The 20,383-nt window shown below is 41.8% G+C and carries 20 protein-coding genes; 15 read left to right on the top strand and 5 right to left on the bottom strand.

Features of this window, described 5'->3' with window-relative positions:
- Positions 1–38: 38 nt before the first annotated feature.
- Positions 39–1,145 (bottom strand): uroporphyrinogen decarboxylase family protein, encoded by a 1,107-nt coding sequence (locus tag ACZ449_RS22960; RefSeq protein WP_464258365.1) that lies wholly within the window; start codon positions 1,143–1,145, stop codon positions 39–41.
- A 37-nt stretch (positions 1,146–1,182) separates the two neighbouring features.
- Positions 1,183–2,358, bottom strand: coding sequence for an MFS transporter (locus tag ACZ449_RS22955; protein ID WP_464258364.1), 1,176 nt, complete (start codon positions 2,356–2,358; stop codon positions 1,183–1,185).
- Between the two features lie 606 nt (positions 2,359–2,964).
- Here ACZ449_RS22955 and ACZ449_RS22950 point away from each other — a divergent pair.
- The 6 genes from ACZ449_RS22950 to ACZ449_RS22925 all read left to right on the top strand — a co-directional run bounded on the left by ACZ449_RS22950 (position 2,965) and on the right by ACZ449_RS22925 (position 7,439).
- Entirely contained in the window at positions 2,965–3,192 is a 228-nt protein-coding gene (locus ACZ449_RS22950; protein WP_464258363.1) for a helix-turn-helix domain-containing protein, read from the top strand.
- A 386-nt stretch (positions 3,193–3,578) separates the two neighbouring features.
- A complete protein-coding gene (locus ACZ449_RS22945; protein ID WP_464258362.1) occupies positions 3,579–3,974 on the top strand; it encodes a helix-turn-helix domain-containing protein in 396 nt (131 codons plus the stop codon).
- A gap of 569 nt (positions 3,975–4,543) precedes the next feature.
- A complete protein-coding gene (locus ACZ449_RS22940) occupies positions 4,544–5,320 on the top strand; it encodes a hypothetical protein (protein ID WP_464258361.1) in 777 nt (258 codons plus the stop codon).
- Positions 5,321–5,335: 15 nt separating this feature from the next.
- Complete coding sequence (locus ACZ449_RS22935) at positions 5,336–5,785, top strand: hypothetical protein (RefSeq protein ID WP_464258360.1); 450 nt, start codon at positions 5,336–5,338, stop codon at positions 5,783–5,785.
- 42 nt (positions 5,786–5,827) lie between these two features.
- Positions 5,828–6,391 (top strand): CBO0543 family protein, encoded by a 564-nt coding sequence (locus tag ACZ449_RS22930; protein WP_464258359.1) that lies wholly within the window; start codon positions 5,828–5,830, stop codon positions 6,389–6,391.
- An 850-nt stretch (positions 6,392–7,241) separates the two neighbouring features.
- Positions 7,242–7,439: a hypothetical protein gene (locus ACZ449_RS22925; RefSeq protein ID WP_464258358.1), complete on the top strand. Its 198-nt coding sequence runs from the start codon at positions 7,242–7,244 to the stop codon at positions 7,437–7,439.
- Between the two features lie 308 nt (positions 7,440–7,747).
- Here ACZ449_RS22925 and ACZ449_RS22920 read toward each other — a convergent pair whose 3' ends face one another.
- The gene (locus ACZ449_RS22920) at positions 7,748–8,656 is read right to left on the bottom strand and encodes a hypothetical protein (RefSeq protein ID WP_464258357.1); all 909 of its coding nucleotides are present in this window, start codon (positions 8,654–8,656) and stop codon (positions 7,748–7,750) included.
- Between the two features lie 189 nt (positions 8,657–8,845).
- On the opposite strand from ACZ449_RS22920, the gene ACZ449_RS22915 reads away from it, so the two are divergent.
- The 3 genes from ACZ449_RS22915 to ACZ449_RS22905 all read left to right on the top strand — a co-directional run bounded on the left by ACZ449_RS22915 (position 8,846) and on the right by ACZ449_RS22905 (position 10,227).
- Positions 8,846–9,100 (top strand): hypothetical protein, encoded by a 255-nt coding sequence (locus ACZ449_RS22915; protein ID WP_464258356.1) that lies wholly within the window; start codon positions 8,846–8,848, stop codon positions 9,098–9,100.
- Between the two features lie 23 nt (positions 9,101–9,123).
- Positions 9,124–9,303, top strand: coding sequence for a hypothetical protein (locus tag ACZ449_RS22910; RefSeq protein ID WP_464258355.1), 180 nt, complete (start codon positions 9,124–9,126; stop codon positions 9,301–9,303).
- Between the two features lie 393 nt (positions 9,304–9,696).
- Positions 9,697–10,227 carry a GNAT family N-acetyltransferase gene (locus tag ACZ449_RS22905; protein WP_464258354.1) on the top strand — a complete coding sequence of 177 codons (531 nt, stop codon included), beginning with the start codon at positions 9,697–9,699 and terminating at the stop codon, positions 10,225–10,227.
- Between the two features lie 166 nt (positions 10,228–10,393).
- Here the strand turns inward: ACZ449_RS22905 and ACZ449_RS22900 are convergent, their stop codons facing one another.
- Together ACZ449_RS22900 and ACZ449_RS22895 are read right to left on the bottom strand one after the other, a co-directional pair.
- Complete coding sequence (locus ACZ449_RS22900) at positions 10,394–11,320, bottom strand: PhzF family phenazine biosynthesis protein (protein WP_464258353.1); 927 nt, start codon at positions 11,318–11,320, stop codon at positions 10,394–10,396.
- 174 nt (positions 11,321–11,494) lie between these two features.
- Positions 11,495–12,898 (bottom strand): pyridoxal phosphate-dependent decarboxylase family protein, encoded by a 1,404-nt coding sequence (locus ACZ449_RS22895; protein WP_464258352.1) that lies wholly within the window; start codon positions 12,896–12,898, stop codon positions 11,495–11,497.
- Between the two features lie 113 nt (positions 12,899–13,011).
- Here ACZ449_RS22895 and ACZ449_RS22890 point away from each other — a divergent pair, with 113 nt between their 5' ends.
- The 6 genes from ACZ449_RS22890 (at position 13,012) to ACZ449_RS22865 (ending at position 20,369) form a co-directional block, all read left to right on the top strand.
- Positions 13,012–14,391, top strand: a complete 1,380-nt coding sequence (locus ACZ449_RS22890; RefSeq protein WP_464258351.1) for an aminotransferase-like domain-containing protein — start codon at positions 13,012–13,014, stop codon at positions 14,389–14,391.
- A gap of 253 nt (positions 14,392–14,644) precedes the next feature.
- The gene (locus tag ACZ449_RS22885) at positions 14,645–15,256 is read left to right on the top strand and encodes a GAF domain-containing protein (RefSeq protein WP_464258350.1); all 612 of its coding nucleotides are present in this window, start codon (positions 14,645–14,647) and stop codon (positions 15,254–15,256) included.
- A 212-nt stretch (positions 15,257–15,468) separates the two neighbouring features.
- A complete protein-coding gene (gene dpaL, locus ACZ449_RS22880) occupies positions 15,469–16,689 on the top strand; it encodes a diaminopropionate ammonia-lyase (RefSeq protein WP_464258349.1) in 1,221 nt (406 codons plus the stop codon).
- Positions 16,690–16,705: 16 nt separating this feature from the next.
- Complete coding sequence (locus tag ACZ449_RS22875; protein ID WP_464258348.1) at positions 16,706–17,896, top strand: YgeY family selenium metabolism-linked hydrolase; 1,191 nt, start codon at positions 16,706–16,708, stop codon at positions 17,894–17,896.
- Between the two features lie 5 nt (positions 17,897–17,901).
- Positions 17,902–19,494, top strand: a complete 1,593-nt coding sequence (locus ACZ449_RS22870) for an N-acyl-D-amino-acid deacylase family protein (RefSeq protein WP_464258347.1) — start codon at positions 17,902–17,904, stop codon at positions 19,492–19,494.
- A gap of 59 nt (positions 19,495–19,553) precedes the next feature.
- On the top strand, positions 19,554–20,369 hold the full coding sequence (locus ACZ449_RS22865) for a basic amino acid ABC transporter substrate-binding protein (protein ID WP_464258346.1): 816 nt from the start codon (positions 19,554–19,556) through the stop codon (positions 20,367–20,369).
- The last annotated feature ends 14 nt before the right edge of the window (positions 20,370–20,383 follow it).

Below are 20,383 nucleotides of genomic sequence, written 5' to 3'. Positions count from 1 at the left end.
CCTCTATCTCTCTAAGTGTTGGTCTGGGACGACTACGCTTATTTACCAGTAGCAGCAGCAATCATGGCTTTGACATTCTCGACTGATGCATTGGGTGGGATGGTGCAGCCGGAGGCCAGGATGAAGCCTGGTCCCATGTCGTTAATCAGTTTCGTGCAGTAGTTATAGACCTCATCCGGTGTACCAAGGGTTAACAGGGCTGCCGGCACATCGCCTTTAATACACATGTGATCGCCTAGGACTTCTTTAATTTTGTAAATATTTGTGGCGCCATCGGATTCAAAGATGCATTTATGCTTGGGTAATTGCTTGAAGTAGGCTAAATCCCGTTCCCAGTTGCCGTCGATATGCAGGTCAACCACCGCCCCTTCTTCAATGATCACTTCAGCGGCTGCTTTGAGATATTTCCAGACAAACCGTTCCCAGATTTTCGGGGAGTAGAACTCACTGGCCCCCCGGGCCGGGGAAATAAATACCACTAATGGCTTAAAAGCACGGATTTGTTCCCGGAACCCGACAAGGGTCTCTGCCAGGATAATATCTAACACGGCTTCTACCTTGTCCGGCATTTTGTAGATATCCCGCAAGAATTTGGGCATGGACCGTGCACCGCTCAGGTGTTCATTTACTGTTATGGAGGCACTGGGCGTATACACTAGATACCCGGCCTCCTCAAAGTTTTTCATGAATAACGGAACATCGGCCAGTTGGGCATAAAGGGAATCCAGATCCACGCCCAGACGGTTCTTTAAAAAGTCATCGCTAAAGGCTTGCCAGCCTTTGTTCAAGATCGTGTCATAATCTTCGACTGTCATGATTTCCTGCTCATCCAGCTGCCAGGGGGTATCATCCGGGAGATCGCGGCCCGGTAGTTTAATTTTTGTATAAAACATCAGCGGGAACATCGCTGCGGCGGCAAAGGTACCGCCTGTTCCATCTACGTCTCCCAAGGCTTTAAAGGAAGACAAAATGGCTTCATGGGATGCTTTCATGTTTAAACAAAACTCCGATAGTTTCATCCCGACATGCCTGGCGCAGAATGCGTCAGCGGTAAGAATGACCGGGGTCCGGTCTGTTTTCTCCAAAAGGATGGCTTTCTTTAGCCGCTCGGTACGCTCCGTAAGTAACTCCTGATTTGTTTTCATCCAGGTATACCCTCCCATTTATTTTTTTGTTTACAGATCAGCTATTCAGCTTAACTGGCCTGGGTGTTTGTATGTAATTTTGCAGCAGCAACAACAAACCCACCGCTACAAAGGATACCGCACTGACCAGGAGCGGAAACCGTCCCGGTCCCTGGCCGAATTGTCCTGATACGGCTTCCAACACAAAGGGGGCGACAAACTGACCGATACCACTGAGCGCCGAGGCTAAGGCGATACTGAAAGCCACCCGGGCTGGCGGTGACAATATGGAAAGAGTAACAAAGAAAGCCGGACAGGTGGTGGAAAAGCCGATGCCGCCGATAAAGCAGCCGACTAGCAGCAGCGTAAAGTCATGGGTTCCGGCTATCAGTGCCATCCCCGCCCCGGTCAGTAACCAGCCAACGGCAATGGTATAGCCTTTTAACCGCTGCATGGCTTTGCCAAACAGCAAACCACCTACCAGACCACCGCCGGTAAACAGGGTTAACGCAAAACCGGCACTCGCCGCATTGCCCATATTCTCACCGACAACCTGAATGGCTACGTTGGTGAAAAAAACGAAGATCAGCAGATTATATAGGAACACGATACTTTCGATAAAATACACCTTACCTGGCAACGGAGTTTTGGCTGCTGCCTCCTCCCGGTTGGCCGTCAACTGTGCTTTAGGCGGTTCCGGGAGATAGAAATATACAAAGATGAGTACCAGGAACCCAATAGCGTAGGCCAGGAAGGTATTGTGCCAGTCGGCTACACACAGCAGGCCGCCCAGCAGGGAAAATAGAATCCCGCCAACGTTTACGCAAACACTCTGCAGGCCCATGATCGTAGCCCGCTCGCCGCCTTCAAAAAAGTCCGAAATAAGTACAAGGGAAAGCGGAAATATCAGGCCTAAACTTAAGCCTAGAATAGCTCTCATCACCAGGATCATGGTCATGTCATTCATAAAGTACGGCGTAATGCCGCCAACCAAAAAAAGCAGCATGGCCACATGAACGAGCGTTCGTCTGCTTATAGACTCGCTTAGTTTGCTAAATACCAGGGAAGCTAGTACCATTGTCATCGACGGCAAGGCAACCAGCAGCATTATGGTCTGGGTGCTTACCTCTTTAAAGGCCGCACTGATATTGGCGATCGCCGGGGATACCGCTGTGGCTGCCAAGAGTAATACGGAGATGGACAATACCGCCGCTTTTAACAGAACCCGATTCATCGATCTACACCTCTTTCCTGTTTCGTAATGGTTGAACTTTCTCTCGCTCCTTTCTCCATTTTCTTCATCACCCGCATTGAAGCCAGGCGTCTGCTGCGCTATAATGGAGACAATCGCATGTGGAACACACCCCTGTTTTCCGTTCGATTTGTCTCCAGCAGTAGCAATCTTACCGTGTCGATGGGCGACAAGTGTCTTTGGGACACATTCTTAGGCAGACTTCGCCCTTGTTTGGCGGCTTATGTTGTGTAAGCCTGCTGTGGTTTAGGTTGCTCTTTATCCTCCTCCTTTCTTTATGCCAGATTTTGAAAGTTTTCCATACCTGAACTCTTTCAATCCCAATCGATTTTTCCTATTCGTTTTTGATCTTATTCATAAATGGCACAAGAAAGCTTCGAAACGGATTGCTTAATAACGGCCTAATTCAATATTGTTGAACTCGCTTGGTTTCCAGGTTGAAAGTGACTTTCTCTTGTGTAAATCCTCGTTTCGTGTTCTAAAAACAACCGCCACTGCTTTTCTAACCACCTTCTTCGGTCCACGTTTTGAAGACTTACCTGATATTTATTCTAGTCCACATTTTGAAGACAGTCAAGGGGGTTATTTATGTTTAGGCAAGAAATTTTTTGTGAACGCTTACGAGCATTAAGACTGTCTCAAAACCTTACCCTTGAACAATTAGCCAATGAATTAGGTTTAGTCAAACAAACTATAGGTAATTGGGAAAAAGGATTTCGTGCTCCTAGCCTTGATGCCAGCGTTGCCTTAGCTGAATATTTTAACGTGTCACTAGATTATTTAGTTGGCTTATCCGATAACCCAATAAGAAGATAGACAGTACTTAATACAATTATAGGCATGTTCCCCCTTTGTCTTTACAAATCTGCCATGCCCTTTATTTACTTTTACAAAAAATGCGATATACTAGAATTGCTATTTAAGAATGTCATGCGCCTTAATGCCTCAATGTGGACGCACGAAATTAGCAGCATCATTGCCTTGCCAGTTTGCAGTGCTGCTTATCTGTGTTTCATCTCCATTATGGTGAATTGGGAAACAAATAATTGACGACCCAACTCCTTCTTCTTAAAATTTAAAGATAGATTTTCTCAGAACAATTCTTGTATTTATTATATTACACTTATAAGTGTAAGGTCAATATTAATTTATATTCATAGGTGTAACATTTTAATGTAACCCGATAGATTAGAGGTGGCATCTTGAGCATAAATTACAAGGAAATTGGTATACGGTTAAAACAAGCCAGAGGTAAGACCAGTCAGAAAGGCTTAGCCGAAGAATTCAATTTATCAAACTCATATATTAGTAATATCGAAAACGGGGCAAAACCAAGCCTTGAATATCTTACTAATATTGCCTCGCAATTTAACATTTCTCTAGACTGGCTAGTTTTTGGCATTGGATCTATGCACGATAAGCTAGAAGAGGAAAACCCCCACCGCAAAGAGCTCTTGCAAATATTTGATTCGCTATCGCCTGATAAGCAGGCTATCTTATTGGGTACGATTAAGACTATTTTAGACAACTCGTCGGTAACTATGTTAAGTAACAGCATAAACAGAGATAGTACTAGCGAAAAAGCCATGAATGATTGATCTATTATTTTGAACACAAAATAAAAACGAGCAAAAATCGTAATGATTTTTTGCTCGTTTTTTATCTAAAAAATTAACAGAGTCTATTGCTTAGGTGTCACGTGGACAGGGTGGTGACATCCGCATTTCATTGTCACCACCCTCATCCTCATGACATCTTTCATTTTTTCTGCCGGAACAGCAAAATTCTTTCAAAACTTTTTCGAGTCTTTGGGTATCTTTCCCGCTTTATCCAGTCGATCAATGAGAAGTAAAATGTACATCCCTTTGCTTCTTCTTCAAACGATATTGTCGAGTGACTCCTCGGGTATTCAACTCTAATCCTCCTTTTTAGGGGAGTTTTTCAAGTTGGTCGATTTAGAGCCATTATCTCACATGGCATGCTGTGATTCTATCCACCTTCTTATTGGACGCTTACGCCGTTTCACCTAGTAGCGGTATATATCCCCCCTTTAATGGGAATGATAGGGAAATAAATAAAATGCTCGTGGTGATATTTTATAAGACTGTCCGAGCTTAGCTCGACGACTCTTAACTTGGATAAAAATACACAGATAGGAGTTTCTAACATGCCGAATGGTATCCCCCAGTCTCCAAAACAGCGTCGGCCTAAAGCTGTTGCATCATCAATAGCTACTAACTTTTTGCATCTGCGAAACCCCTTTACGATTGCCTGGTGGTCTGCCGCGTTTCCAGGGTTTGGACATCTCAGCCTAGGGAACTATGTGATCGGCTTTTTATTGTTTTCATGGGAAATGTTAGTCAACACCCAGGCAAGCCTCAATACTGCTATTATCTATAGTTTTACAGGTCGCTTCGAAATGGCAAAAGAAATCGTGAATATACGATGGCTACTCTTATATGCTCCAGTTTGGTGCTTTTGTATCTGGTCAAGTTATCGCTTGACGGTGGATCTAAATAAAAATTCTCTCTTGGCTGATCGGCTACATTCTCCCATCGATGCTACGAGCATGTCTTTTTTTGAAACGAACTCATTAGAAAAACGCATCCCTTGGGTTAGCGTAGCGTGGACTATTTGTACCCCAGGTCTTGGCCATCTCTACTGCCACCGGATACCCACAGCTTTCTTTATATTAATCTGGTGGATAGGGATATCATATATGTCCCATTTGCTTGAAGCGATTCAATATACGGCTTTAGGTGATTTTGAGCAGACAAAAACAGTCTTAAACCTGGAATGGTTTCTTTATTTACCTTCAATATTGGGATTTTCGGTGTATGATGCTTACGCTAACACTGTTGAATATAATCGACTATTTGAGATGGAACAGGCTGCTTATTTAACCGGGGAATTTCAAGACCCAAACTTTATAATGCCTGTATAGGAGGTGACTATAACTATGCACGTCGTTGCGTCCTTTGAACATTCAAATTTCCTTGAGCTTGCCATCACTGACCTGATGCAAAAAGGCATAGAAACAAATCGAATATGCGCAATACCTTTGAATAAGATGGCGAAGGAAAGAAGACTCTTTGATACCCTCCACCGAGCCGATGGCCAGAGTATGTTTGACTTGCCCACCATCTTAGCAACGATTTTTATGACTCTTGGTGTTATGTGGGGCTTTATGTGGGAATGGGGTCCGATTATATGGGGACTGTTGAGCTTCATTGGTGGAATAGGGTTGGGACTTATTATGAAATACCTACTTTATAAAAAAGAATTGCAAAAGAATTTTCACTATAATACGGAGGTAGTGCTTATCGTCAATTGTAAATCAAATGAAGTAGAGATTGTGGAAACCGTTCTATTTAACCATTTAGCTATCGGTATTGGCAAGAAGCACTGACCAGTAAACAAAAGACCCAGAAGTGAGGAGTGGGTACAACCTATGTTACACTTTTCCGATTCAGCCATCAAAATAGTTCAAGCACAGTCTGTCTTCACTGATATGAGAATGGAGCAGTGGCTTCAGGATACCGTTTTTACCTGGCAATGGTGGCTTCTTATTGCATTGCTCATTGTGCCCTGGATAGTGTGGGGAATTCTTGTCGATAAGAAACGCTTTACAGCAATTATCTTGCTAGGTATGTTTGTTCTTGCGACCGCCTCTTGGATGGATGACCTCGGTAGTGACTTGATTCTGTGGTATTATCCATATAAGTTACTGCCCGTTTACCCACAATTAGTTCCAATAAACTATGCAGTATTGCCAGTAATCTATATGCTAGTCTACCAATACTTTCCTCTGTGGCCTTCCTATATAAAGGCAATCGTTATCATGACAGTAATCTTTTCTTTTGTTGCTGAACCGGCTCTTGATTATTTAGGTATGTATAAAATGCTAAAGTGGCAGTATTACTACTCGGTTCCGATTTACCTGTTAATGGGTTTCAGTTTTAAGTGGCTGGTTGAAACTATTTTGGCAATAAATGAGAAAAACAGCCAGCAATAATTGCTTATTCATACTCTTGTTCCGGGACTTCGATCAAAAAAAGGAGGGAGTGTAAAATTAAGTGTGTAAGTTCGGAAGAACTTATGCATTGAAGCGGACAAGCAGGGGACACTAGGGGACGCTCCCTTTTTGTCACCTTTTAGGGGAATCACTGAAAATGCTAGCATAAAAACCAGGCGGCAAAACTTCTGCTCGCTTCAGACCGACGTGTCAAGGGGACGGGGTTAATGACAAGCAATACAATGCCAGATGTCATTAATCAAGTAGCCGGAGCATCACTGCCCCAAGCCCTCACAGAACCGGACGTGCCCAATTAAGGCATCCGGCTCTTCACTTTATCATTCACAGAGGGTGTCAAGGGGACGGGGTTAATGACAATCAATACAATGCCAGATGTCATTAACCCCGTCCCCCTGACATGTTTTAACCCCGTCCCCCTGACATGTTTTAACCCCGTCCCCCTGACATGTTTAACTTCTACAGGTATCTCTCCAATTCCTACCATAAATATTTTTTACACTATGTCCCATATAAAATTAAAGGTACTTAAAGACTATAGAAAAAACACCCGTACCCCATGATTATTTTTAGGTAAAATTGTGTAGCCATACTAACGGCATGTAATACTCAGGTACGGTCAAATATTAAAAGGCACATTGGATATAGGAATTTCACCCAATACCCCATAAGCGTACATTAAAGCAATATATCCACCACACAAAGAAAGGCAGGAGTTGTCATGCTCCTGCCCATTGCTTATCTTATGGCGTTTAAACTTAACTCTATATTGACACATCTTACCAACGGGAGCATAGTAGTAATAAATAATATTTCTAAGAGGTAATTTTATATGTCTACTATTGATATTATCAGTTCTAATAATGCCTTATCCCATCTTAATCAAGTTAAAAGAAAAAAACAGTTGTTTGACTATATCATTGAAGATGACATCGACGAACCTGACATTAGCCCCGCCTACATTGTAGAACTTTCAAATAAAGGTAAACAATTACTACAAGATCATCCGTCAACTATTGTTCACTTGTAGTCTCATTCTAGTTTGATGCTGATCTAGTAGCTTCAGGGATACAAGGGGACGGTTCTGCTGCTTCCTAGGTTTTAACCACAATGTTAAATGTAAGTCCACTTATTCGCGCTATTTGTCCTGTATTGCATCAACTAAATATTGGCGAAGCTTTACCATAAAAGTTGGAATTGATAACCGATTTTCCTGTACCGCGGTTGATCCTTTTAAGACAACATACTTCGAGGCTTCGATGTCATCTTGCTAGTCTACCTTTTTTTCAATCATGCGAGGGGCAAATGTACCGTTGTTTTTACTTTTTTGCTGTTTGGTCAAGCCTCATCTTTTCTTTTAAAGAGTGGCTCCCTCATTTCTTGCGGACTATTTCTATATTCAAAGCATGTTTCATCAGTGCAGATGCCATAATATAGATTTTTAATTGTATTTCTTCCACTATCTCTTATATATGATGGGGAGTATGCTATAAAGCCTAATCTTAAACATGTAACATAACCTTTCAATTCATGATAAAATTCCACGAATTTTATATATATCAGCGTCTCACCGTGGCTTTGTTCATACGCATCTATTATATCGGTTTCGATAGTTTTCAAAAAGTTATCAGCCCTATCTAACAAATTATCATCAAGAGAAACCGTTGGGTCATATCGTATAAAATCTTCCATGCAATAGTCTTGAATAGCTTGCTTAAATATTCCACGTATTTGCTCAGAGGTTGTTTCAGTTTGAGATATAATCTCACCTTTATCATTATTAAGCGGGGACAAGGCAGCTGTTGATAAAACAGGAACTTCGTTAACCATTGGTATGTTTTTGGCTGGTTCTTTCGACGATGGTAAGCCAAGTGACTCCACGAACTCATCAAGAAGGCTCTGATAAAACACCTCTGGATCCTCGTTGGAACAATTAAAACGTCCATTATCATTTCTCAAGGAAAGATTTCTTTGCACTATCTGCCAATTATTATCTATATTCTTCTTGAAGTATTCAACGGCTTTGGTTTTATTGATCCTACCATTAGGGAAGTAAGAACTGATATTATCAGGAACTTTTCTATCAATCCATTTACCAACTGAATCAACGTCAATTTTTTTATCTTCAAGGATTCCCGAATCATCTAACAGTCGATAACCAATCTCATTGCGTGGAAACGAAAATACTTTCTTGCCATTTCTATCTCTTGACTTATTCAAATCTTTGATTAAATCACCAAACGTCATATATCTCCCATCCTCATAAAGAGTTCAACTTGTCCTTAAAATATCTTTAGTATGTCTTTGAATATCCGCTAGCTTTAAGGTAATATAAAAATATCCAAAGTACGGATCGAACACCATTTTTTTATAATAAATCATGACCAAGTTCAAGAAAGGCCGTGTGTGATCTGTCTTTTCAAGGAGGCGAAAGGAATGCCAAAAGGTGATAAAACCCCAGCGTCATACGACAAAACCGCAATGTATTACATAAAAAAAGGTGACAAGGAATGGGCAAAAGCAAGTAGTGACCCAAACAATGCGTACCGCTACAAGTATGCGCAGGACTATTATACGCAAGCCAAAAAAGTTTTAAAAGCTAAAGTTGCGCGATATGGATTACCTGAAGATGATAATACGATCAAGGAAATAAAGAAACGCATCAAACAAGCCGAAAAGCATGTAAATTAAAATAAATCATGAGGTGAATAAAAATGATAATTGAGTCAGCAGACAACACAACCCATCTATTGGAATTAGATGATAGCCAACCGGTATTTAACGAACGCGGTGGTCTCCTAACTAAATGCGGTTTATGGGTGGAAAAGAAAAAACTTTATAATACCGGCGATATTGGAATAACCTGCAGCAAGTGTTCTCTCGACAAAATATAATCTTTTATTATGGTTACTGCTGTTCATTTTCTCAATTTCTTTACACAATTCGGTAAAAGTGAATTAACTCCTGCAACAATAAACCGCCAAAGGGGGATACAAGGGGACGGTTCTCGAAGGGCTCAATCGGAAGTTTTGCGCGCAAAAAGGCTCAACTAACAGCTCCCGACTGTCAGTTGAGCCACAAACTATCTAGAGCGGGACAAGGGGACAGGTCGAAACCACTGAAAAAGTAGTGTTTTCAGGGGTTGTCACCTGTCCCCTCAGTCCCTTTTTGTCCCTCAGTCCCTTTTTGTCCCCCAGTCCCTTTTATGTGGTACAATAAAACTTATCAATTAGAGAGCTTATCCTAAAATATGGATTTTAATTTGACAAGAAGGCGGTATTCATTGGATGAGAATTGAAACAGAAAGATTGGTTATAAGAAATTTTAAAGAAAATGACGCAGCGGGATTATGGGATTATCTCTCCCACCCACGTGTAAATTGCTTTCTTAATGAAAAGCTCAACACATTTGAAGATGCAATTGCCGATGTTAAGCTAAGAAGTAAAGATGAATCACAGTTCGCCGTTTGTTTGAAAGAAACTGATACAGTTATCGGGAATTTATTCGCAGCAAAAGATGAACCAGATACCTACAGCGTTGGTTGGCAGTTTAATGAAAAATACGAAGGAAAAGGATACGCAAGCGAATCAGCAAGGGCCTTCCTCAATTTTCTATTTAATGATAAAAATGCAAGACGGATATATGCTTACGTGGAAGATTATAATGTTCGTTCACAAAAACTCTGCGAGCGGCTCGGTATGCGTAGAGAAGCATACTTTATAGAGTTTATATCTTTCATTCAAAACCCAGATGGAACACCGAAGTACGAAAATACGTTTGAATACGCCATTTTGAAAAGGGAATGGCAAGAGAAGTGAATGTTTCCTTCGGTCTAAAGGATACGAGGGGACGGTTTACAGCTGTTTCAAGGTGGCAAGAATCATCAAACTGCGCCGGATGACTATTTGATCAGTTTTATCAATATAATCCCACTTGCCGTTTATTTGCACTGGAGCCAGGCACCCGCGGAAATCAATTTGTTCTTCATTTTATGAAAATATTTCCTTCAATTTTAACCGTTGCTTTACCTCCGAACAGGACTTTCCCTGCAATCGTTTTCAGACGAACGATGTTGTATGCTGAAGGTTCCGCATTTTGTTCGATCGATACCGGGCGCCCATCCCACATATCGTTCCGCAGCATATAATATCCTAGTGCCGAATTTCCAGAACCGGTAGCCATGTCCTCGAGATAGCCAAATTTTGGCGCGAACACTCTTGTTCTTACAAGGTTTTGCTGACTTGTTACATCGGTCGTAAACACAAGGATGATATCGACCGCATGGCCTAAGCAGAATGTTTTCAAAGATTGTTCATTTGGCCAGACAGACAGCTCGACCGCAAGCGTCGAAATCGGGATAATCAGTGTGTTCAGGCCTGCATTGACCAATCTAATCGGATATTCTTCCGATATCGAGCTAGCCGTTATGCCGAGCACTTCAGCAGCCATTGCAGTGTCCACATCCGTTGTAAGAAATTCTGGATCGGGCGCGGAAATGAAAACTGCGTCGAGTGTTTGTAGCTCATTGTAAACGGTAAGCTTTCCTTTGTTTGTTTCAATAGAAACCTCAAGCAAGTTGTTCAGAGCGCTGTTGTTCTTTATCAGGTCGTACATGCAGGCAATAGTACCGTGACCGCAGAAATCAACCTCGCATTCGGATGAGTAATACTTTAAGGCATATGAGATTTCGCTTTTGGGCATACAGTATACGACTTCTGATACAAAACCTTTATGTTCTCTGGCAATATTCTGCATTTCGCTATCCTTCAGCACCTGGTTCGCATCAAGATAAATACATGCAGCCGGATTCCCTGATGAAAATTCAGAGGTAAAGGCATTGATTTTTTTGTACATTAAAGGTGTCATTAAATTTTTCCCGTCCTTTCTCAGCATTTTATATTCAACCGCCAAAATTCTTAAATCTTCAGCATACAGTCCACAACTGTCTTGTTTCCACCGCGTCTAACAGCATCTCGACCAGGCACTTCCACCGCTCTTCTGCTGCATAATCTATCATTTCTGCCATATTTAAGCCTTCGACAACAAACGTGGGATAGAAGATGTTGCTGTCCAATATATATTAGACTACCGAATAAAATCTGTTTTCTCACGGCATTGTTTGAATGTTTCCACACAATCATCAATATCATTTTTTGTGGTCTGCCAAGAGCAAACACTGATCCTGATAACAGGCTCGTTGTGCCAAACTGTTCCGCCACACCAGCACCTTCCACTGGACTGGATGTTTTTCAAGGTAGCATTCGTAATGTCTGCGGTCTCACATTTGATGAGGATCTGATTGAATACGACTTCGTTCAAAACAAAAAATCCGTTTTCTGACAGTTTTTCCGCGAAATATTTCGCATGATCACACAATTGGTCGACGATCTCCTGCACCCCGTTTTTTCCAAGATACTTAAGCGTTGCCCAAAGCTCGATACTTCTGGCGCGCCGCGACATCTCCGGAGTATACAGCATACCGTCACGATTTTCACTGTACTGTATGTACGACCCGGTCGCCTGCATCGTGCGTATCAGCGCTAAACGGTCTTTGCAGAGAACGATACCGCAGTCATAAGGGGCGTTGAGCGTTTTATGGGCATCGACAGACCATGAGTCTGCTTTTTCAATGCCCTTTGTTAAACCGCTACAATTTTTGGAAGCCGCGGCCCAGAGCCCGAATGCTCCGTCGACATGAACCCAAGCTCCAGCTTTGTTCGCGATTTCGCACAGCTGGTCGATCTGGTCAAAAGCTCCGCTGTTAACATTGCCGGCCTGCACAATCAGCAACGTATTCTGATCGATTGCCGGAAGTTTTTCCAATGATATTCGGCCCTGTTCGTCAGCAGGAACCAGTTGGATGCGTTCTTTACCAAGGCCCAGTATGGACAAGGCTTTGAAAACCGATGAGTGAGCCTGCTCACTGAGTACGATTTTTATAGGGGGAGCACCAAACAGCCCCTGTTCATTCACATTCCAGTCTTGTTTAAATAGTAGTTCATTGCGGGCGGTAGCGAGCGCGCAGATTATGGCTGTGGATGAACCGCTGACAAAACCGGCGGCTGTCCCCTGGGGTAGACCCAACAGTTCCGCGATCCACTTTTCACATACCTCTTCCAATTTAGCTGCTATCGGTGACATAACGAACAGCGCGCTGTTTTGGTCCCATATGTCGGAAAGCCATTTTGTCGCCAGCGAGACGGGAAGGCTTCCACCGCAGACAAAGCCGAAGTACTTTCCGCCGCTTTGAGCAATAGTGTTTTTTGAACCATATGTATTAAGCATGTCAAGAAGCGCATAGGGAGAGCATGAATCCTCCGGCATAGGCTCGTCAAAAACCTTCATACCTGATACCGACGAGCCAGAAGGAGATACATCCATTTGCTGCAAATTATCGATGTAATCATACGCGAAGCGTTTTACATGCTCAAAAAGCTCTTTTTTTTCAAGCTGCTCCTTCATTTCCGAATATAAGTTTATTTTACTCATGGTTTTCCTACCTCCATCAATAAATTGTATGGCTTTTTACATAGTATGCATTGACAATGTACCACTGTCAATGCATAATTGTACGTAATACAATTATGGTGGGGGCTTCGTACATGTGGGAACTAAGAGTAATTGATACAGATAAATCTCTCTATATCGCTGTTGCCGACGCGATAGAGCGGGACATCCAGTCAGGAATTTTGAAAGCGGGAGAAAGGCTGCCTGCGCAAAGAGAACTTGCAAAGATAGTCGGTGTAAACGTAACAACAATAACGCGAGCTTATACAGAGGCAGAAAAACGCGGTCTGGTTACTTCTATCGTTGGCAGCGGCACTTATATTTCATCCGATCTTGGTTTCAATTCGGCTCTTTTAAATACGGAAAAAAATGAAAAGAGGCTTATTGAGATGGGGCTTGTTTTACCTCTTTACTCAATGGAACCCGACATAAGCCTGATCCTTGAAAAGGTGCTTCATAAAAATGACCTGAGTGATTTCATGGGGTACACGCCTCCTCAGGGACTATATCGACATAGGCTGACAGGCAGTCGATGGATTAAACGCTATGGGGTAAATGCCGAGGCTGAGAATATTATTATAACAGCAGGGGCACAACATGCTTTGAACTGTATTTTCTCTTCAGTGTTTCAGCCGGGTGACCGAATTGCTGTTGACTGCTTGACATACCCCGGTGTAAAAACAGCCGCGAAACTCTGTGGCATCCAACTTGAAGCGGTGGCAATGGATGACGAGGGTATGACACCGCAGGGACTCGCGGCGGTCTGCAACCGGCATGACGTAAAAGGCGTTTACACGGTATCAACTATGCAGAATCCGACCAATGCCGCTATGTCGGCTCAGAGACGCGCTTCAATAGCGGAAATCATAGAGAAGAATAATCTGATTCTGATCGAAGATGACTTATATAGATTTTTATCATCTGAAGACTCTTGCCCACTGGCACTCCTCATACCTGAGCAAAGCATATATATTTCCGGTATTTCAAAAGCGTTTTATGCGGGACTCAGGATATGCTTTGTTGCCACACCAAAGAGGTTTTGCAACAGGATCTCTCAGGCTGTGGTCGATACCCTATGGATGGCTCCTACATTAAATGCGGAGATAGCATGTGAGTGCATAGTCAGCGGGGCTGCGGATGAGATCATTGCGCTTAAACGGGAAGAAATCCGACGAAGAGCTTACCTGATTAAATCGAAATTGTCCGGATATTCTTTTCGGTATGTGCCGGATAGTATGTTTGTATGGCTGGAGCTTCCTGCTTTTCGCAGCAGTAGTGATTTTGAAAAAACTGCAACTGACAATGGTATCAATGTAATATCTTCAGAAAAGTTTTCAATAGGAGGTATTATCCCGCCAAGTTATGTACGTGTTTCTCTAAGCGGAGCAGATAGCATGACAGAATTTGAAAACGGGCTTGATATTCTTCTAAAAATACTTAACCGGGAAATCGGCTCGGCTGGCGGCGTTATTTGACGGCTCCACTATAAAACAACTGCTAGAAGAAACACAGACCAGCTAGTTAAAAAGCGGACAAGGGGACGGGGTATTGTCTTAATATCAAGACAGTTCCTCCGTCCCCTTGTCTCTTGTCTTGTGAACAGTTTAGCAGGAAATTCAATTCAATACCAAGAAGTATAGAGCCATAATTGTAAATTATGTGTAAGGTGAATGACCTTACTTTACTATCTCAGATTAGAGTGGTCATGACACATTTTGAGGTGAAAAAATGAGATCCTTGCAAGAAATACAGCATACAGTACAAAGAACAGCGGAAGCTATTGCCGATGTCTTGAAAATTGAAGTAGAAATTGCCGATAGTAATCTTGTTAGAGTTGCTGGCACAGGTCAGTATAAAAAGCAGTGCGGCCATGTCATGCTAGATGGATTTGTTTACCAGAACGTACTGGCCACCGGTAATACTGTGGTTATTGAAAATCCTGGATATCACGAACTTTGTCAACCGTGTCCCCGAAGGGGCAATTGTTTTGAGAATGCCGAGATGGCAGCTCCCATTCTAGCGCAAGGGAAGTCAGTTGGTGTAATTGGCTTAGTTAGTTTTGATCCTTCGCAGGCTAAGAGACTCTTAGACAATAGAGAATGGATGCTGCAGTTTATTGTAAAGATGGCAGAACTGATTGCAAATAATTTACCTGAGACGATTGTTAATGAAGATAAACCTATTCCACCTCTTAATTTAGAAAGCTTAGAAAAAGAGGCTATTGTTAAAGCTTTGGAAGAGGTATCAGGCAACTCTAGGAGTAAAGAAAGAGCTGCAAAACTACTGGGGATTAGTCGAGCAACGTTATATCGTAAAATTCGGGAATATGAGATTATGTAGAAAAATTTTGTACGAACAACAAAAAATACTGGACAACTGTCTCAAAATGAGATACTCTTATTGCAAACGATCTATCAATTTTGCAGAATATCATAATGATGAGCAGTGGCGCTCTAGAAAGAGAAAGTAATTTCTTTTCTAGAGCGCTTTTTTATTAGAAAAATGGTTTTACTGGTTGATGAAAATTTCTCGTATATGGAGCTGTTATCAGAATGAAACAAATCGCTTGGACTAAAAACAAGATGAAAAAAATCATCGGAGTATCGACAGAATTTCTTAGTGATAATGAAATTGACAAGGCAAAAGCTTTTCATGCAAGTTTCCCCGAATATAGTGAGACACCACTACATAGTCTTGATAACTTGGCCAAACGATTTGGTGTTGGTGGAATTTATGTTAAAGACGAGTCGCATCGCTTTGGATTAAATGCTTTCAAGGTATTAGGAGCTTCTTTTGCTATTGCTAAATACTTGGCTAAATGTCTGCAAGTTGATGTACGGGATCTTGATTTTTCAACCTTACGTTCACCAGAAATACGTAAAAGATTAGGTGAGATCACCTTTGTGACTGCTACTGATGGGAACCATGGTCGTGGAGTAGCTTGGGCAGCTCGCCAGTTAAATCAAAAGGCTGTAGTGTATATGCCAAAAGGATCGTCCCGCACTCGTCTGGAGAATATTCGCGCAGAAGGTGCGACGGCATCAATTACCAATTTGAATTATGATCAAGCTGTTCGATTAGTGGCAGATAAGGCTAAAGAATTTGGTTGGGTAGTCATACAGGATACTGCTTGGGAGGGGTATGAGGAAATTCCAGCCTGGATTATGCAGGGATACGGGACCATTGCGGCTGAGTCCTTAGAACAATTACGCCAGCGAGGTATTAGCAAACCAACACATATTTTTCTTCAGGCAGGTGTGGGGTCATTTGCGGGTGCTATAGAGGGATACTTCGCCTCGGTTTTTGGTAAAGAAAAACCTAAAACTATAATTGTGGAATCAGATTTAGCAGATTGTCTTTATCAATCGGTCATTGCGAATGATGAACACTCAAGGGTTGTAACTGGCGACATGGCTACTATTATGGCTGGCCTAGCGTGTGGTGAACCGAATGATATTGGATGGAAAGTCTTACGGGACTATAGTGATCTGTTTTTTTCCTGTCCGGATGAGGTTGCGGCAAAAGGGATGCGTTTACTTGGTAATCCTCTCGGAACTGATAGCTCTGTAATTTCAGGGGAGTCGGGAGCTGTGACTGCAGGCTTATTGATATTTTTGTTGGGAACAAAAAACTTGCTAGATGCGAAAGAAGATCTGTCGCTTGGCGAAGATTCGCATATTTTGTTAATAAGTACAGAAGGAGATACAGATCCTGTGCAATATCGCAGGATTGTCTGGGATGGAGAATACCCCACTTATAATAGTGAATGTTGACAGAGGAGGTTTGCCAATGCTTTCAAGACTACGAGGAGAAAGGGTAATTGCTTTATGTCAGGAGTTAATACAAACAAAGAGCTATTCAGGGGAAGAAGATTTGGTGGCAGCGCAATTACGACAAGTATTTGAGAAGATTGGATATGATGAAGTGTTTGCTGACGAGTATGGCAACATAATTGGCCATATCAAAGGTAATCGCCCAGGGAAGGCTATTTTATTTGATGGACATATTGATACAGTGCCTGTTCCCGATCAATCCAAGTGGCTACATGCTCCTTTTGGTGGAGAGTTAGAGGATGGTAAAATATACGGGCGTGGTGCTTCAGACATGAAGGGTGCCGTGAGTGCGATGATTCTTGGCGCACATTATTTTGCTGAGGATTGTCAAAAAGATTTTGCTGGAGATATATATGTAGCTGGAGTTGTACATGAAGAGTGTTTCGAAGGGATAGCTGCTCGCCAAATCAGTGAGTGTATTCGACCTGATTATGTTGTTATTGGTGAAGCTTCTGAATTGAATCTAAAACGTGGACAACGTGGGCGGGCGGAAATTATTGTGGAGACGCAAGGGAAGTCAGCTCATTCAGCAAATCCTCAGGCGGGGATTAATGCGGTTTATAAAATGGCTGAGCTCATTAGTGAAATCCGCAAGATCCAAACACCAAATCACGAAGTCTTAGGACAAGGAATATTGGAATTGACTGATATTAAATCCTCGCCATACCCTGGTGCATCGGTAGTTCCGGATTACTGCCGAGTAACTTATGATAGACGCTTGCTGGTTGGCGAAACGAAGGAATTGGTTATTAAACCGATTACTGATCTAATTAAGGAGTTACAGAATCATGACCCGGAATTGGTTGCCAATGCTTATTTTTCGACTGGTACGGAAAAATGCTACACTGGCGCAACTATTGTCGGAGAAAGATTTTTTCCGGGCTGGTTATACGAAGAAGATGATGATTTTGTTCAAATTGCTTTTCGCGGATTGTGTGATGTTGGGTTGAAGCCACTGATTACTCAGTATTCTTTTTGTACAAATGGCAGCCATTATGCAGGAGAGGCAGCCATCAAAACCATTGGTTTTGGACCTTCTAGGGAAAACCTAGCTCATACCATTGATGAATATATCGAAGTGGATCAATTATTAAAAGCAACCGCAGGTTATTATGGAATATTGCAGTCAGTTTTTCGAAGTGGGTGAACTAGGTGAAACTCTTAATTAAGAATGGCACGATTATTGATGGTACAGGAAAAGAACGATACGCAGGCGGAATTCTTATTGAGAATCAAGTAATAACGGCTATGGGCGACATCCCTTCACAAGCAGTGAATCAAATTATTGATGCGCAGGGAATGGTTATTGCCCCAGGATTTATTGATACGCATAGTCATTCAGATTTGCAGGTATTAATCACCCCGCATCTGGAACCCAAAATTCGCCAAGGAATTACGACTGAATTATTAGGGCAAGATGGAATTTCCATGGCACCGCTGCCGAAAGAGTACATAACTCCATGGCGCAAGAATCTTGCTGGTCTCGATGGCAACAGTGATGATATCAATTGGAATTATGAAAATACGGCAGGCTATTTATCATTAATGGAAGCAAGTGGTACCAGTCTCAATGAAAGCTATTTAGTGCCCCATGGTAATATTCGGATGGAAGCAATGGGCTTAGATAACCGCAAACCTACGGCTAAAGAGTTATCAACAATGTGTGAGATTACTAGACGTGAGATGGAAGCGGGTGCCTTTGGTTTATCTACAGGGCTAATTTATATGCCTTGTGCTTATGCTGATACTGACGAGATCATTGCTTTATGTAAAATTGTGGCAGAATATGATGGGGTTTTTGTAGTACATCAACGCAGCGAAGCAGCTACAATACTTTCTTCTATGGAAGAGATTATTAATATTGGCCGTGAATCTGGTGTGAAGGTTCATTTCTCTCATTTTAAGATTTGCGGACGTAAGAACTGGCGTTTTATTAATCAAATGCTTGCTCTATTAGATCAAGCAAAAAAAGAAGGCATTTCTATTTCTTTTGATCAATACCCCTATGTGGCTGGTAGTACTATGCTAGGGGTGATTTTGCCACCATGGGCACATGACGGAGGAACAGATAAATTATTGAGGCGTTTAGAAGATTCAGATCTTCGCAAAAAGATGATTTATGACATGGAACATGGGTTGCCAGGCTGGGATAATTTTATTGATTTTGCCGGTTTAGAGCAAATTTTTGTTACTAGTGTAAAAACGAAAAAAAACGCTGATCTCATCGGCAAAAATCTGCTTGAAATCGGCCAACTTCGCGGAAAAAGTTCTTATGAAGCTACTTTCGATTTGTTATATCAGGAAGAAAATGCAGTTGGTATGGTAGATTTTTATGGTACTGAAGAGAATGTTATTCGCTTTTTGACAAGGGATGAACAAAATGTTTGTACTGATGGGCTTTTATCAGGCAGGCCTCACCCTCGAGTGTTTGGCTCATTTCCTAGAGTTTTAGGCAAGTATGTGCGAGAGGGAAATGTACTGACCTTGGAAGAAGCAATACAAAAGATGACATCCAAACCTGCACAGGTATTTGGTTTTAAGGGGAGAGGGGTACTTAAGGAAGACAATTTCGCGGATATTGTGGTGTTTAATCCAGATACGATAATGGACCAGGGAACGTTTATTGATCCTGCTCAACATCCAATTGGTATTGAGTATGTTTTGATTAATGGGAGTGTAGTATTTCATTCAGGGATTTATGAAAGAAAACTTACTGGAAAAGTACTCCGGAAAATAAATATGTAAACGATATTGGGTAATACGGCTAATGCCTTGTTATAGATTAAAGTGAAGAAAGAGGGATTATGGTGAAAAAATATCAGAAAATCATAGGCGTTCTCACTATTTTAGTATTGACAATCTTGCTCATGGCTGGTTGTGGGCAGTCTTCATCAACAACGAAATCATCTAATCAAAGTCGCATTGATGAAATCAAAAAGAATGGTAAGCTTGTTATGGCCACTGGGAATTATCGTCCATTTGAATATCATGATGAAAAAAACAATAAATTGACAGGCTATGATATTGATTTGACAGAAGCGATTGCTAAAAAAATTGGTGTACCAGTAGAATTTAAGGAAATGCAGTTTACTAGTTTGATACCAACGTTGCAAAATGGACAGGCAGACTTGGTGATTGCTGCAATGTATATTACAGACGAACGCAAATCGGTAGTTGATTTCGCTGATCCATATTTGGATACAGGCATGGTATTGGTTGTAAGAGCAGATGATACAACGATTAAAAGTATCAAGGATCTTGATGGCAAAGTGGTAGGCGTTAAAACTGGAGCTGTCAGCGAGAAGGTAGCTCAAGATCTTAAGGATAAAGGCGCAAATATTACTATTAAGAGCTATAAAGAGACGGTCGACTATTTGCTTGATATGGAGAATGGACGTCTAGACGCTTCTATCAATGATCTACTAAATCAACTTGAATATAATAAATCCCATCCTAATATAAAGATTGTCGGGGATCCTTTTACCAAAGCATCATTAGGTATCGCAGTTAAAAAAGGCGATAAGGAAATGGTAGAACTTATTAACACAGTATTGAAAGAAATGAAGCAAAATGGCGAAGCTGACAAATTGTATCAGAAATGGTTACTAGGTAGCAACTAGTCTTAATCGGCGAA

It is taken from the genome of Desulfosporomusa polytropa, assembly GCF_055380075.1.
Note: the sequence above shows the minus strand (reverse complement) of the source record. Positions and strands in the feature narration are given on the sequence as shown.

What these genes read in the sequence shown, in the direction of transcription:
- ACZ449_RS22890 (WP_464258351.1), top strand. Translation starts at nt 13,012, where the DNA reads ATGTGGGAACTAAGAGTAATTGATACAGATAAATCTCTCTATATCGCT.
- ACZ449_RS22925 (WP_464258358.1), top strand. Translation starts at nt 7,242, where the DNA reads ATGTCTACTATTGATATTATCAGTTCTAATAATGCCTTATCCCATCTT.
- ACZ449_RS22865 (WP_464258346.1), top strand. Translation starts at nt 19,554, where the DNA reads ATGGTGAAAAAATATCAGAAAATCATAGGCGTTCTCACTATTTTAGTA.
- ACZ449_RS22950 (WP_464258363.1), top strand. Translation starts at nt 2,965, where the DNA reads ATGTTTAGGCAAGAAATTTTTTGTGAACGCTTACGAGCATTAAGACTG.
- ACZ449_RS22935 (WP_464258360.1), top strand. Translation starts at nt 5,336, where the DNA reads ATGCACGTCGTTGCGTCCTTTGAACATTCAAATTTCCTTGAGCTTGCC.
- ACZ449_RS22930 (WP_464258359.1), top strand. Translation starts at nt 5,828, where the DNA reads ATGTTACACTTTTCCGATTCAGCCATCAAAATAGTTCAAGCACAGTCT.
- dpaL (WP_464258349.1), top strand. Translation starts at nt 15,469, where the DNA reads ATGAAACAAATCGCTTGGACTAAAAACAAGATGAAAAAAATCATCGGA.
- ACZ449_RS22875 (WP_464258348.1), top strand. Translation starts at nt 16,706, where the DNA reads ATGCTTTCAAGACTACGAGGAGAAAGGGTAATTGCTTTATGTCAGGAG.
- ACZ449_RS22940 (WP_464258361.1), top strand. Translation starts at nt 4,544, where the DNA reads ATGCCGAATGGTATCCCCCAGTCTCCAAAACAGCGTCGGCCTAAAGCT.
- ACZ449_RS22955 (WP_464258364.1), bottom strand. Translation starts at nt 2,358, where the DNA reads ATGAATCGGGTTCTGTTAAAAGCGGCGGTATTGTCCATCTCCGTATTA.
- ACZ449_RS22915 (WP_464258356.1), top strand. Translation starts at nt 8,846, where the DNA reads ATGCCAAAAGGTGATAAAACCCCAGCGTCATACGACAAAACCGCAATG.
- ACZ449_RS22960 (WP_464258365.1), bottom strand. Translation starts at nt 1,145, where the DNA reads ATGAAAACAAATCAGGAGTTACTTACGGAGCGTACCGAGCGGCTAAAG.
- ACZ449_RS22885 (WP_464258350.1), top strand. Translation starts at nt 14,645, where the DNA reads ATGAGATCCTTGCAAGAAATACAGCATACAGTACAAAGAACAGCGGAA.
- ACZ449_RS22895 (WP_464258352.1), bottom strand. Translation starts at nt 12,898, where the DNA reads ATGAGTAAAATAAACTTATATTCGGAAATGAAGGAGCAGCTTGAAAAA.
- ACZ449_RS22905 (WP_464258354.1), top strand. Translation starts at nt 9,697, where the DNA reads ATGAGAATTGAAACAGAAAGATTGGTTATAAGAAATTTTAAAGAAAAT.
- ACZ449_RS22910 (WP_464258355.1), top strand. Translation starts at nt 9,124, where the DNA reads ATGATAATTGAGTCAGCAGACAACACAACCCATCTATTGGAATTAGAT.
- ACZ449_RS22920 (WP_464258357.1), bottom strand. Translation starts at nt 8,656, where the DNA reads ATGACGTTTGGTGATTTAATCAAAGATTTGAATAAGTCAAGAGATAGA.